Origin of the sequence: Fischerella sp. PCC 9605 (genome assembly GCF_000517105.1) — a bacterium.
Lineage (GTDB): Bacteria > Cyanobacteriota > Cyanobacteriia > Cyanobacteriales > Nostocaceae > PCC9605.
Map to the genome: position 1 here is coordinate 1,198,897 of NZ_KI912149.1, position 12,835 is coordinate 1,211,731.

Sequence of the window (12,835 nt, forward strand, 5' to 3'; positions counted from 1 at the left end):
GTTCCCCATCTCCCCATCTCCCCATCTCCCCACTCTCTTACTCCCCCACTCCCCCACTCCTCCTAATTCCGCAGCACATCACCAGACTCTACATCAAACCAGTGGATATTCTGGTGTGGCAATGCTAGTGTGATTTCTTCGTCATGCCAATTTTGGTCTGTGGGTAACAAAGCACGCACTGTTAAAGCTTCTGTTTTGGAACTACCTACATTCACACTCACCAAATTGTGCATTCCCAGGTTTTCCACCAAAAATACTCGACCTTTAATAATGTTTGTATCTTCATCTTGGGCAATGCGAACATGTTCTGGACGAATTCCCAAGACAATTTGTGGTGGAACCGTCGGGATATGGGGTAGAGGTATTTGAAAGTCACCCAGCATGGCATAATATCCCTTGCAGGGTAGGGTGAGTAGATTCATTTGCGGACTGCCGACAAAACCTGCCACAAACAAGTTGGCTGGATTATTGTAAATGCGTGCGGGTGGGTCGAGTTGTTGCACGTAACCGTTGTTTAGCACTGCAACTTTAGTAGAAAGCGTCATTGCTTCTGTTTGGTCGTGGGTGACGTATACCACCGGGGCTTTTTGGGCAGCAAATATTTGCTTGATATCAGCGCGGACTCGTTCCCTCAGTAAGGCATCTAGGTTACTAAGCGGTTCATCTAATAAATATACTTGGGCGTGACGCACCAGTGCCCGACCAACTGCAACCCGCTGTCTTTGTCCTCCAGATAGTTGACCGGGTTTGCGTTGCAATAATTCTCCTAATCCCAAAATTTCTGCTACCTCTGCCACTCGCTGTTTAATTTCGGTACGCGGAACTTTTTTTAATTTCAGTCCAGAGGCGAGGTTATCGTACACCGTCATATGGGGATAAAGGGCATAGCTTTGAAACACCATTGCCATATTGCGATCGCCCGGTCGCTTAAAGGTGATATCCTCATCTCCCAGGATAATGTTACCGCGCGTTACCTCTTCCAACCCTGCGATCATTCTCAAGGTTGTGGCAAGTCCACAACCACTCGGGCCAAGCAAAGTCAGAAATTCATCTTTATCTACAGTTAAGCTGACGTCTTTAACTGGGACAACTTTAGGAGAATAGGTTTTATTTATGTTTCTCAGTTCTAGTGTTGCCATCTTAATTTAGGGAATAGGGGAAGGGGTAAAGAAGTTGGTCAAAGGGACTGGGGACTGGCGATCGGGGATTGAGAAAGAATCCAGTTAAGTTTTTCTTTCTAGTACCCAATACCAAGTACCCAGTACCTAGTACAAGCGTCTCGGAGTGGCATTCGCACTCCACCACACGTATTTGTTGCTGAGATCCAAATGCCGCGACCAGTTGATAATTTGAAGATCCCCCTAAATCCACGCCAGGTGCTACAACGGGACGCCAGGTGCTACAACGCTTTGCTTAGGGGCCCCCACGATAGTGGGGTTGGGGGGAAACACCCTCCAACGCGCTGGCTCGGGAACCACCAAGGGCGCACTGGCTCCTCTTAAAAAGGGGGACTTTGAGATGCTTTCCCCCCTTTTTAAGGGGGGCTAGGGGGGATCTAACAACATCATTGATACTTTCCAGAGATGCTGTTGGGAGTTGGAGTTCAAAGCTCAAACTTTCATGTTTCAAGTTAGAACTTTCACGTTTTAAACTAGAACTTTCACGTTTTAAACTAGAACTTTCATGTTTCAATCCTCTCCCCACTTCTTCCACTCCCCTTCATGTAGTGGTGATGCGAGATTTTCTGAGTAAGAAAGCAGCGATCGCCATTGCTGCAACTAACTACAGAAATGTCACTACTATTAACACTACTCCATAACCAAAATCAAGGTATAAATAAAAATATAAATATATAAATCTTTTTAAGTTAAAAATTTATTATCAAATACAATATAATTTGCTTTTCCTTGCTCCTTAGCGCGATACATAGCTGTATCTGCATCTCTCAGCAGGGTTCTTGGTTCATCATAACCACTGCAACTCAAGGCAATGCCAATGCTTGCTGTTGTAAATATCTCAACTCCGTTGAGGTGAAGAGGTAAGCCTAAGGTTTCTTGAATGCGTTTGGCAATGTTGATAGCGTCGCCAACATCTTTAATATCTTCTAAAAGAACGGCAAACTCGTCACCACCAAATCTGGCAACGGTGTCACCACTACGCAAGCAAGACTCCAAACGTCGGGCGATCGCTATCAATAAATCATCACCCATCCCATGGCCAAAGCGATCGTTAATTTCCTTAAAGCCATCTAAATCTAAAAATAAAACAGCGAAATGACTATTAACCCGTCTTTTACAACGTTCCAATGCTTGTTTGAGTCGATCCAGGAATAAAACTCTGTTGGGTAGTGCTGTTAGTCCATCATAAAAAGCATTGCGAATCAATTGCGCTTCTGTTTGCTTGCGTTGAGTGATGTCTTGAAAAACTACAACAGCACCTGTAATATTACCCAAACAATCGCGAATTGGTGCTACAGTATCTCCAATCGGTATTTCTGTTCCATTCTTGGCAATTAACCTACAGTTATCTGGTAATCTCAAAACTACACCTGCTTGCATTGCTTGCGTGGCTAAATTAGCAATTCTTTCTCCGGTATCGCGATCAACTAAATTTAAAACTTCTACTAAATATTTCCCCAAAGCTTCTTTTTGTTGCCAACCTGTGAGCATTTCTGCCAGTGGATTCATCATTTCGATCCGAACATTAATATCTGTGACTAATACCGCACAGCCCATACTATTAATAATTGACAGTAACCTTTGCTTTTCTGTTTGCAATTGCTTTTGGATTTTGTGTTTATAAAGAGCTATTTCGACGGCAATATGTAAGTCTTTTTCAGTAAATGGTTTCAGAATATAGCTAAAAGGATCTAGTAAGTTATTTATTTGTATTTTTTCATACACTAAGCTATCTGTTAAATATAATACTGGTATTTTAAAAGTGTTCTGAATAATATCTACAACTTGTACACCGTCTACTTCTCCAGCCAAGCAGATATCAATCAATACTAAACTTGGATTGATTTCGGCTATTTTTTTTACCACTGCCTCAGCATAATCAGTGGTTTCGGTAACTGTATATCCTAACTTTATTAAACTATTTTTAATATCTACAGCTTGGATTTTTTCATCTTCTACAACTAGGATTTTCGGAGCGACCATGCTAAAATTACCAGTTTTCTCAGGTTCAGATTTTTTTATCAATGTTAGCTGAGTTTGGAAGACAGTAATCCTATCATAATAAATCTCTAATCTTGCTGTGTATTACTTGACTGAAATACTGACTAATTCTGAAATGTAATTGGCGATCGCTGTTTAAAAAGTTTTAATAAAGTCAAGAAAAATAACTTGATACAGTTAATATCAAGTTGTTATTGTGATAATAAAGGCACGTTTTCTAGATTATATTTACAACTATTTGTAGTATTTACATAACAAAATAAAAGTGAAGATAAGCCATTAAGAAATTTACTAAAATAATGTATCTGATTAGCGAAACAAAAATCAGTATGACTCGGGAAGTGGGAATGGGGAACTCAATATTCCCCACCTAGTAAGGATTAGAAGCATTGAGAATTGAGAATGGGCAATAGCGAGAACTGAGAAGTCAGAATGTTCTTCCAGCATCGCTGCCTTTGTTCAAGCCAGCCTACTTTAACCATTGGGTTTAATTCTGGTGACTTCGATGCTAATTTTGCCGCCAAAGTCTGGAATGGGTGCAGCAGGCTTGCTGAGAATGACTTGAACTTGGGTAAGGCGATCGCACTCTTGTAGAATAGAATCTGCAATGGTAGCTACTAAGCGTTCCACCAAAGCAAACTTTGATGTCTTTATCAGATGTTGCACCAAGTTGATGACTCGACGGTAGTCCACTGTATCTGCAATCGCGTCAGATTTAGCTGCTGAGTCGATATCCAACCATAACTTCAAATCCACCTCAAACCATTGGCCTAGCACCTGTTCCTCTGGTAAAAAGCCAGTGTAGCCATAGGCGCGAATTCCCGTTACATGAATGCAGTCCATAAGAAATTAGCTAGTGAATTTTGCCAATAGGATTTTAAATTGAAATTTCTGATACAAAATCTAATATCTAAAGTAGGTAGGTGGCAATAAATATCACTATGTTAAGAAACATAAAATTACTGAAACCTTTACCAATGACAAATGACAAATGACGACCCTTACTAGTTAACTTTATTTGTGCCTATCTACTTAAGATTGTCTTTTTGCTAAATCAAATTTCATGCCAATTGGTTTTAGAAATACTAATGAACTTTGGGCTTCTATATTGACGCAGACATTGAAGCATCTAGGGTTAACAACCGCTGTAATTTGTCCAGGTTCGCGATCCACACCTTTAGCAGTCGCTTTTGCCCAATCAGCACCCGAAATAGAAGCAATTTCCATTTTAGATGAACGTTCTGCTGCTTTTTTTGCCTTGGGAAGGGCAAAAGCAACAGGATGTCCCACTGCTATTGTTTGCACCTCTGGCACAGCGGGGGCAAACTTTTACCCAGCAGTAATTGAAGCCAGAGAAAGTCGTGTACCGCTATTGTTGTTAACTGCCGATAGACCACCAGAATTGCGAAATTGCCACTCTGGACAAACTATAGATCAGTTGAAATTATACGCCAATTACCCAAACTGGCAAGCAGAATTAGCTTTACCTGCAACAGATATGGGGATGCTGGCTTATTTACGGCAAACGGTCATGTATGCTTGGGAGCGATCGCTTTACCCAGTACCCGGCCCAGTACATCTGAATATACCCTTTCGCGACCCCCTCGCACCCATTCCTGATGCAACTGACTTGAACTACTTGGAATCATACTTTCAGTCAGACGAATTTTTTGCAAGCATAGAATCTCTTGTGGGACAGGCGTCTCGCCTGTCTATAGATATAGGCGGGTTGGATGTCCACCCCGCAATCACCCAATGGCAGCAATGCCAACGCGGCATCATCATCGCTGGAATTGCCCAACCACAACAACCATATAAATATTGTCAGGCGATCGCTCAACTTGCCCAAACCTTAAAATTCCCTGTCTTGGCAGAAGGACTTTCTCCTGTCAGAAATCATGCCGATCTCAACCCTCATATTATTTCTACCTATGACCTGATATTGCGGAATCAGCAACTGGCGCAACAGCTAGCGCCAGAAATAGTAATTCAAATTGGTGAAATGCCTACCAGTCCAGTATTGCGTCACTGGCTAAAAACCACCACCGCTAAACGCTGGTTAATTGACCCCAGCGACCAAAACCTCGATCCCCTCCACGGTAGGACAATTCATCTGCGGGTGAGTGTAGAACAGCTAGTTGGGGAAGAGTGGGGGAGTCGAACAGATGTAGAGACGCGCCATGGCGCGTCTGGGAGAGGGAGAGAGGGAGAGGGGAGGAAATTCTCCTCATCCCCCCATCCTCCCATCCCCCCATCCTCTTATCTCCACCAATGGTGTACGGCAGAAGCAAAAGTCAGAGTAGCTGTTGACCAAACCTTAACGGGAATAAAAGACTTACTTGAAAGTAAAATCGCTTGGTTACTGTCCCAGACTCTACCACCAGAAACCCCTATATTTATCGCCAACAGTATGCCTGTGCGGGATGTGGAATTTTTCTGGAAACCAAGTAACTTAGGTGTACGAACCTTTTTCAACCGGGGTGCAAATGGCATTGATGGCACTTTATCCACTGCTTTGGGAATCGCCCATCATCATCAAAGCAGCGTCATGTTGACGGGAGATTTAGCACTATTGCACGATACCAATGGCTTTTTAATTAAAAATAAATTTGTTGGGCATTTGACAATTGTATTAATTAACAACAATGGTGGTGGAATTTTTGAGATGTTACCCATTGCCAAGTTCGATCCGCCATTTGAAGAGTTTTTTGCTACTCCTCAGGACATTGATTTTGCTCAATTGTGTGCCACTTACGGCGTGCAGCATGAATTGATTACTTCTTGGGAACGCTTGCAGACTCAGTTAAATCCATTACCTTCTAGGGGTATTAGGGTTTTGGAGTTGCAAACAAATCGCAAAGCCGATACCAAATGGCGTCAAGAGAATTTGGGTAGGTTTGCACTGATATAGTTTTTGCAACACAACCCAAATAAAAAGCCCCCAACTCTTTGGGGGTAACAGCCATGAACTCAATAAACATTTACACTTGAAATAAGCCGGATAAAGTCTACACCCTAGCTTGCAGGTATTGCTAGCTGGGGCTTTCTTAATGTTTACAGTAGTATTTATTTACTACTCCAAACATTTTGTGCTGAGTAACCTCAAAAATTGTAGCATCATTCAGCATTTGCATGTTTTGCTTTACTAATGCGAACATTTAGCCTTAATCAGAGAAAATTTCGATAACTCTAAGGTTTAACAGTACCTCAAATCAAAATGAGGTACGGTAAAAACGCGATAAAAACTAGCGATCGCCCTACCTCGAACAATGCTCCCACCTAAATGCTGCTGGTGTGGCATTGAAGTGTCAAGAGTTCCAAAAAAAGCACTAGTACATGATGGCGGAAATAAAGCTACCATTCTAAATCAACGAAGAGTTTAGATAATAAGCTTTTTGACTTTTGACTTCCAAGGCAGCGTGCTGGGCTATCAAACTATAGTTAACAAATTCACACGATATTCCTCCCAAGGAAGAAGTAGTTGCCAATTTGCCAGATAAAAGGGACGCTTAATGTGAATTAGAGGCTGAAACCTTGTATTTTCGGTGTAGAGACGCGAAATTTCGCGTCTCTACAAAGCCCAGAATCCTTGATATAACATTGGTTTTGATAATTCACATCAGACGTAAGGGGCAATTTTACACGAATTTATAGACCAGCATTTACACCCATAAGCCGGAGCTACGAATAAACTAGAACACGATCCGCTTACTATCAAGCAAACAGAATCACCTCATCCTGTATTGGGTGAGAATATTTTTTGTTGAACATATTTTAATCATAAACAGTTATATTTTCTAATCAAAACTCTGCTTTATTTTTTAATAAAAACTTGTGCTTTGTGGGTGCTTTTACGTGGCACTAATACTGTCACTAAATAAGTCTTAAAAAGACAGATACCCGAATTATCACCAGAAGTCGAGGATCTTACAGGGTACAAAATATAAGGTTTGCTAAATCTATTTTAGGGTTATTCGGGTGGGTACGTTTGCGATCGCGCTCCCTTAAAAACTATCTCGCCAACGTCTTTGTTCTTACTAGAGAAAAGCCGAGCCACCATCTCGGCGCGAGACGAAACTTCTAACTTTCGGAACATCCGCTTTAAAGCTTGCTTGACAGAATTCTCTTGAATCCAAAGAGTAGTACCAATTTCAGCATTCGTAAGTCCCTGTGCAACCAATTCAGCAATTTGAAGTTCGCGGGGGGTGAGCCGATCGCGACTTGGAGTATCGAATGCAGTAGGCTGCACTCGTACTGTTGCTAACCAGGTGGATAAATGCAAACACAACGCACTTAGATCGGCAAGATTTTGTGTATTAAACGCAGGAGTACCGCGAACGCGGGTAAAGCCAACAGCACCGATAAGGCAACCACTGCTGACGATTGGCCCGGCCATCACATGCCAGTGATCGGCACGCGGACAAATCATCTTCCATGCCTTTGGCGATAACACTAATGCTTCGTGAACAGGAGCATGACGCTCAACTAGATAGCGTAAAACCGGATTATGCTCTACAGATAAGGCTACTTCCAGCAGGTTCTGGAGACGACTGTTAGTAGGAGGAAGCCGATCGAAGAAAAAAATTCCCCAACGATTAGCGGCAAAATATGTACCCACCCTATCCATGATCTGCGATCGCAATTCTTCCTCATTCCGCGCCTGGGCGATCGCTTGAAATAAAGATTGCAAAGAATTCGCCATTATCATTCTGCAAAGTGTACTCGATCGAGGACTGGATTAGCTAAAGAATAAACCTTATCTTAGCTTTAACTTCGCAATTGCAGAACAGAAACCATGAGATCTAAAAACATTGATTGTACACACTGCTGTGTGTTTATAGCAAACCTTTACTGATTCACCCGAAAGGATACTTTAGCATGACAACAAGTTTCAATTTTGATAGCGTGCGGGTATCTACACGCTGGATTCAAATTGGTTTTCTCATAGTGACTGTGGTTTTCAATCTCTGCTTAGTTACCCAACTTTTAACTGTTGGACTAGCCGTATTCCATAGTCCTGAATGGTGGAATATCCATGTTTGGTTTGTTCGTGGGTTTAGTGGACTGGGAGTGCTTCTACTAGGATGGGCATACCTGAGTCCGTTTCCTCGGAGAGTGCGGCTCCTCACTGCAAGTTTGATAATACTTCTGGGATTGCAATTTCTCACAATTCACCTGAATCGCTTTTTATCTTTGGGCATACTTTACCCACTGATTGGATTCATGCTGTTCACTGCTTCCACAACTTTGGTGCATCGAGTGTGGCATATAGTCTTTGACAAGTCAGATACCGAAACACTTTGCGATCGCACAATCTAAATTTGTAGGAGAAAAACCATGTTTAACTATGCCCATCCTGAAGTACTTGTTGACAGTCAATGGCTTGTTGACCACCTGAACGACCCTAATGTTCGTGTAGTTGAAGCCGATCTAACTCCCCAGGCATACAATACCGGACACATTCCTGGTGCAGTCTTCTGGAACATGCTCACTGATTTGCTACTTCCCGATTACCGCATCAACTTTGATCCAATTGCCTGGGAAAAATTGTTGGCACGTTCTGGCATTACCAACGACACAACAGTGATTACTTATGGCGATTTCCCTGCCAGTGGGGCATGGCTGTTTTGGCTTCTAAAAGTCTTCGGTCATCGCGATGTGCGCGTCCTCAACGGCAGTCGTCGAAAATGGGTGACGGAAGGTCGTCCTCTAACGACAGAGACACCAACCATTGTGCCAACCCAGTATCAAGTACAGTTACCCGACTCCAGCTTGCGGGCGTTTCACGAGGAAGTTCGAGAATCGATTAACAGGGCAGATCGTGTATTAGTGGATGTCCGTACACCTCAAGAGTACAGCGGCGAATTATTTATGATCGAGCCTCCCAAAGAAACGGAACGGGCAGGACACATCCCCAGTGCAGTGCCTGTTTATTATGAACTAGCTTTGAACGAAGATGGTACTTTCAAATCGATCAAAGACTTGCAGGCACTTTACAGCGACAAGGGCATCATCCCTGATAAAAAAGTGATTACCTACTGTGCTGTTGGTGGGCGATCTGGGCATACCTGGTTCGTCTTGAAGTATTTGCTGGGCTATCCAAATGTGCAGAATTATGATGGCTCGTGGAATGAGTGGAGTCGTCTTCCCAATATGCCAATTGATATTGGGTTAGGTTGAATATTCATGGTTAGGGTTGGCACGAGAAGGCGATATAGTAGATAGCTAGGCCATACATTTTAGGACGATGAGCATTGTACTCGAAACGGCCAGACTACAGCTTAGACCTTGCCAGATAGAGGATCTTCTACTCGTCCACGAGCTTTGGACTAGCGATCGCATTCGCTATTTCCTTTTCGACAACCGAGTAATTTCACTAGAAGAATCACGCTCGTTTATCGAAGACAGCCTATCGAACTTTGAACGACACGGATACGGACTCTGGCTAATCTTTGCCCGTGAAATTAGCTATCTCGCTGGCTTTGCTGGTTTTCTACCTTCAGAGGAAGCAATACCCAGCTTGATCTATGGGATTCATCCCAATCTGTGGGGAAACGGTTACGCAACAGAAGCAGCTAATGCTGTATTGCACTACGTCCTAGAAGAACTTGCATTACCTAAAGTCAGGGCAGACGTAGATGAACCAAACATCTCATCTGTACAGGTGCTTGAGAAGCTAGGTATGAAGAGAACAGGGCGTGCAGTAATTAAGGGACACCCACTTCTTTATTTTGAACTTTATCGTTCAGAAGATATAACCTAAATATCCGTTGTCACGACAAGCTTACAAAAAAGCGATCGCTCTAAATCTGCCCCAGTATCCTATTGCTTGCTCACAAGAGCGATCGATGTCTGCAATTGCTCTAATCAACCGAATTTCAGATCGGAAGTCCGTAGAGAATCTGCTGTTTTCTTAATAAAGCTGGCTGTAGGTACTGCCATAAGTAAACCCAAAATTCCTGCAAATTTTGCTCCTAAAAGTAAACTGATGAATACCCAAGCAGGATTGAGTCCGGTGATACCTCCAATCAATCGAGGAGCGATAAAATTCTCATTGATTTGACCGAGGATAATGGCAACTACCAAGACCTTGACTCCCAACCAAATATTTTGAAACGCTACTAACAAACTGACTAACGTGATACTTACAACGCCTCCAAAGGGTATTAGGCTGGCTATACCAATTCCCAGTCCAAACAGTAACCCAAAAGGTATCTGTAAAACCAGAAATGCAAGTATCATAATTGCGCTGAGGATAGTTGCTACGATCGCTTGACCCGCAAAGTAGTTTTGAAAACTTTGCTTGAGGGATGACTGAATTTGGTGATTCCACTCAGAAGGTAGCCAGCTTAAAATTCCATTCCAAACGCTTTCCCCATATAAAACCAGAAAAATAGTCAGTACTAACGTCAACACCACATTCAGAGCGCTATTGATAGTATCAAGTGTGACATTAATAATTTGTGACGTAAAAGACTGCATCGCTCCCGTCAGTTGACTGGTTAATTGTGTCGTAATTGTACTGAAATCAATTGGTAGCTGTTGCAATACTGTTTGCTCATCCCAGGCTTGCAGTTGTTGCCTTCCAGCCTCAATCCAAGCTGGTACGCGATCGCCAAACTCAACAAGTTGTTGAAAAACTAATGGGCCCAAGACTAGCCCAATAACTGCAAACAGTAATAATGTCAACAGCAGGACAAGCCCTATTGCCCAACCTCGCTTCACACCTCGTTCTTCTAAGAAGACGATGGGATAGTTTATTAGAAAAGCGATCAGGCTGGCTGTAAATACAGTACTAACGATAGGCTGTAGGTACTGGCAAAGTAAGAGTAATAGCCAACCGTTGACAAAAATGATTGGAAAAACTAATCCTAAATTCAGCCAACGCGGCAGTTTTTTATCATCAGTCATATTTTTGACCTTATTACTGACTAGAAATTGCTACTTTTTGAACAAGAATTGATAATCGTTGGTTTTGGGCAAGTGCCTTTTTCATCACCTCAAATCTTATAGGTTGATCGAGCCGATGTAATAACCGTGAAATAATGCGAGCGATTCTAATTTCATTTCCCAAATCAAACATTCCGCTAGGTTTATCTTCGGGGCATAAAATTTCATCACTGACATCTAACAAAGCTTGTATTATTGAGGGAATATTGTCTTGAGGAATGTTGTTGGCGATGTCATCCTCAAGTCGTTCTAAAAATTCCCTAACTTTTGTAGTACCGTCAGGGCGTTTTTGATTAGCTAACTCTAAAAGTTTTTCGCCGAAAGCCTTGGTGTCACCAGCTAAAGCCAGGATGGATTGAATTTGATGATTGGATAATTCACCTGTTGATAAAGTCAATCGAAAGTATCTTGGAAATATTTCTGGACAGCATATCCGAAGTTGTTTACAGTAGTCTAAAGATTGTTGTTGCTCGTCGTGGTAGATATGACGCCAAACAAGTTCTAATTTAGGAAAAAGTTGCATGAGTATCTGTTTAACAGGTTCTTTATCCTCATCAGAAAGCTGAGATAGCCAAGAATTAAGAATACTTTTAAGTTCCTCTACAGAATAGCTGTCTTCTCCTATCAATAGGCTATAATTTTTGCAGATAATATCATACATAATTGGGCAAAATAAACGCATTGACTCTATAGCAATAAAATCAACTGGGTTGACTTCACCTTTTACTACTGGATATATTACTGTAATCGCATTAGTAAGGCTAACAACATCGCGGAGATTATTAATAAATTTGTCTATTCCTTGCAAGTAAACATTACCCCAGTAGATTGAATCGAATAATTCCTGAGGCGTGTCAGCCATAACAATATCAAGTTTTTCAAACAGTAATCTACGCAGTGAGATTTTGTCTGGAATAGGTACCTCAAAATTAAATTGAATAATTTTTTCCAAAGATGCTTCATTTTCTGCAAGTGCTTTGATCGCAACTTCTTTATCGAAGACTAAAAGATAGACAACGTTTTGAAAATTCGGAATCGCTTTGAAAATGCGAAATAGCTTCCTGATATCATCACTACCAAGCCGATCAATATCATCAACAGTGATGACGATTCGCCGTGTTTGCTGTATCAGTGTCTCTTCAACTTCTTCTTTAATCTCGGAGGTTTCTTTTTCTTTTTCGTCAAATAATCTCACTACTGGCTTAGTAGCTTGAGCATAAGGTAGAGGAATTTCAGAAATAACTTTAGCAATATCCGCTATTCTCTCTCTTAAGCCTTTCGGTACAGAAGTCTGTTGACTTAAAACATTTTCTAACTGATCGAAAAAGCGTCTTGTAATATCTTCGTTTCCAGAAAATAACCACGGATTAAAAGGAACTATAATTGGTCGCTCGTTTTCTGGCTTTTGCTGGAGATAATGAATGACAAAGTTTAAGAGTGTGGATTTGCCGGAACCCCAACTACCGTAAACTGCGATCGCGAATCCTTCCGGACAGGCCATTTTGCAAATACTATCTGCAAGATATTGGGCAAAAGGTGCGTATCCTAGTCTGTCTCTTTCGGGATTGATCAGAGGATTGCCATCTGATTGATTATGAATTTCGTCCTGTGCCATAAGAAACTTCTCCTACTGGTAATGCGATCGTGGCACAGTAAGTAGGTAAGGCATTGCCTACCCTAAGATACAATTTTCAACTTGAAGTAGC

At 41.9% G+C, this 12,835-nt stretch carries 11 protein-coding genes; 5 read left to right on the forward strand and 6 right to left on the reverse strand.

What is annotated here, in order from left to right:
- Nucleotides 1–62 precede the first annotated feature (62 nt).
- Nucleotides 63–1,139 carry an ABC transporter ATP-binding protein gene (locus FIS9605_RS0120115; RefSeq protein WP_026734201.1) on the reverse strand — a complete coding sequence of 359 codons (1,077 nt, stop codon included), beginning with the start codon at nt 1,137–1,139 and terminating at the stop codon, nt 63–65.
- Nucleotides 1,140–1,567: 428 nt separating this feature from the next.
- On the opposite strand from FIS9605_RS0120115, the gene FIS9605_RS44195 reads away from it, so the two are divergent.
- Nucleotides 1,568–1,819, forward strand: a complete 252-nt coding sequence (locus tag FIS9605_RS44195) for a hypothetical protein (protein ID WP_197036090.1) — start codon at nt 1,568–1,570, stop codon at nt 1,817–1,819.
- A gap of 43 nt (nt 1,820–1,862) precedes the next feature.
- Here the strand turns inward: FIS9605_RS44195 and FIS9605_RS0120125 are convergent, their stop codons facing one another.
- Nucleotides 1,863–3,161, reverse strand: coding sequence for a diguanylate cyclase domain-containing protein (locus FIS9605_RS0120125; protein WP_026734203.1), 1,299 nt, complete (start codon nt 3,159–3,161; stop codon nt 1,863–1,865).
- A gap of 492 nt (nt 3,162–3,653) precedes the next feature.
- Nucleotides 3,654–4,022, reverse strand: a complete 369-nt coding sequence (gene folB, locus FIS9605_RS0120130; RefSeq protein ID WP_026734204.1) for a dihydroneopterin aldolase — start codon at nt 4,020–4,022, stop codon at nt 3,654–3,656.
- A 220-nt stretch (nt 4,023–4,242) separates the two neighbouring features.
- On the opposite strand from folB, the gene menD reads away from it, so the two are divergent.
- Nucleotides 4,243–6,090 carry a 2-succinyl-5-enolpyruvyl-6-hydroxy-3-cyclohexene-1-carboxylic-acid synthase gene (gene menD / locus FIS9605_RS0120135; protein ID WP_026734205.1) on the forward strand — a complete coding sequence of 616 codons (1,848 nt, stop codon included), beginning with the start codon at nt 4,243–4,245 and terminating at the stop codon, nt 6,088–6,090.
- A gap of 1,059 nt (nt 6,091–7,149) precedes the next feature.
- On the opposite strand, the gene FIS9605_RS37595 is transcribed toward menD, so the two are convergent.
- Entirely contained in the window at nt 7,150–7,881 is a 732-nt protein-coding gene (locus FIS9605_RS37595) for a helix-turn-helix transcriptional regulator (protein ID WP_051470081.1), read from the reverse strand.
- Nucleotides 7,882–8,057: 176 nt separating this feature from the next.
- Between FIS9605_RS37595 and FIS9605_RS37600 the strand changes: the two genes are divergently transcribed.
- The 3 genes from FIS9605_RS37600 (at nt 8,058) to FIS9605_RS0120155 (ending at nt 9,942) form a co-directional block, all read left to right on the forward strand.
- On the forward strand, nt 8,058–8,498 hold the full coding sequence (locus tag FIS9605_RS37600; RefSeq protein ID WP_035139976.1) for a DUF6220 domain-containing protein: 441 nt from the start codon (nt 8,058–8,060) through the stop codon (nt 8,496–8,498).
- Between the two features lie 18 nt (nt 8,499–8,516).
- Nucleotides 8,517–9,359, forward strand: coding sequence for a sulfurtransferase (locus tag FIS9605_RS0120150; RefSeq protein ID WP_026734206.1), 843 nt, complete (start codon nt 8,517–8,519; stop codon nt 9,357–9,359).
- A 67-nt stretch (nt 9,360–9,426) separates the two neighbouring features.
- The gene (locus FIS9605_RS0120155) at nt 9,427–9,942 is read left to right on the forward strand and encodes a GNAT family N-acetyltransferase (protein ID WP_026734207.1); all 516 of its coding nucleotides are present in this window, start codon (nt 9,427–9,429) and stop codon (nt 9,940–9,942) included.
- Nucleotides 9,943–10,046: 104 nt separating this feature from the next.
- Here FIS9605_RS0120155 and FIS9605_RS37605 read toward each other — a convergent pair whose 3' ends face one another.
- Both FIS9605_RS37605 and FIS9605_RS0120165 read right to left on the reverse strand, forming a co-directional pair.
- Nucleotides 10,047–11,090 (reverse strand): AI-2E family transporter, encoded by a 1,044-nt coding sequence (locus tag FIS9605_RS37605; RefSeq protein ID WP_035139977.1) that lies wholly within the window; start codon nt 11,088–11,090, stop codon nt 10,047–10,049.
- Nucleotides 11,091–11,103: 13 nt separating this feature from the next.
- Nucleotides 11,104–12,744 carry a KAP family NTPase gene (locus FIS9605_RS0120165; protein WP_026734208.1) on the reverse strand — a complete coding sequence of 547 codons (1,641 nt, stop codon included), beginning with the start codon at nt 12,742–12,744 and terminating at the stop codon, nt 11,104–11,106.
- Between the last annotated feature and the right edge of the window lie 91 nt (nt 12,745–12,835).

What these genes read in the sequence shown, in the direction of transcription:
- FIS9605_RS0120115 (WP_026734201.1), bottom strand. Translation starts at nt 1,139, where the DNA reads ATGGCAACACTAGAACTGAGAAACATAAATAAAACCTATTCTCCTAAA.
- FIS9605_RS0120125 (WP_026734203.1), bottom strand. Translation starts at nt 3,161, where the DNA reads ATGGTCGCTCCGAAAATCCTAGTTGTAGAAGATGAAAAAATCCAAGCT.
- folB (WP_026734204.1), bottom strand. Translation starts at nt 4,022, where the DNA reads ATGGACTGCATTCATGTAACGGGAATTCGCGCCTATGGCTACACTGGC.
- menD (WP_026734205.1), top strand. Translation starts at nt 4,243, where the DNA reads ATGCCAATTGGTTTTAGAAATACTAATGAACTTTGGGCTTCTATATTG.
- FIS9605_RS37595 (WP_051470081.1), bottom strand. Translation starts at nt 7,881, where the DNA reads ATGGCGAATTCTTTGCAATCTTTATTTCAAGCGATCGCCCAGGCGCGG.
- FIS9605_RS37600 (WP_035139976.1), top strand. Translation starts at nt 8,058, where the DNA reads ATGACAACAAGTTTCAATTTTGATAGCGTGCGGGTATCTACACGCTGG.
- FIS9605_RS0120150 (WP_026734206.1), top strand. Translation starts at nt 8,517, where the DNA reads ATGTTTAACTATGCCCATCCTGAAGTACTTGTTGACAGTCAATGGCTT.
- FIS9605_RS0120155 (WP_026734207.1), top strand. Translation starts at nt 9,427, where the DNA reads ATGAGCATTGTACTCGAAACGGCCAGACTACAGCTTAGACCTTGCCAG.
- FIS9605_RS37605 (WP_035139977.1), bottom strand. Translation starts at nt 11,090, where the DNA reads ATGACTGATGATAAAAAACTGCCGCGTTGGCTGAATTTAGGATTAGTT.
- FIS9605_RS0120165 (WP_026734208.1), bottom strand. Translation starts at nt 12,744, where the DNA reads ATGGCACAGGACGAAATTCATAATCAATCAGATGGCAATCCTCTGATC.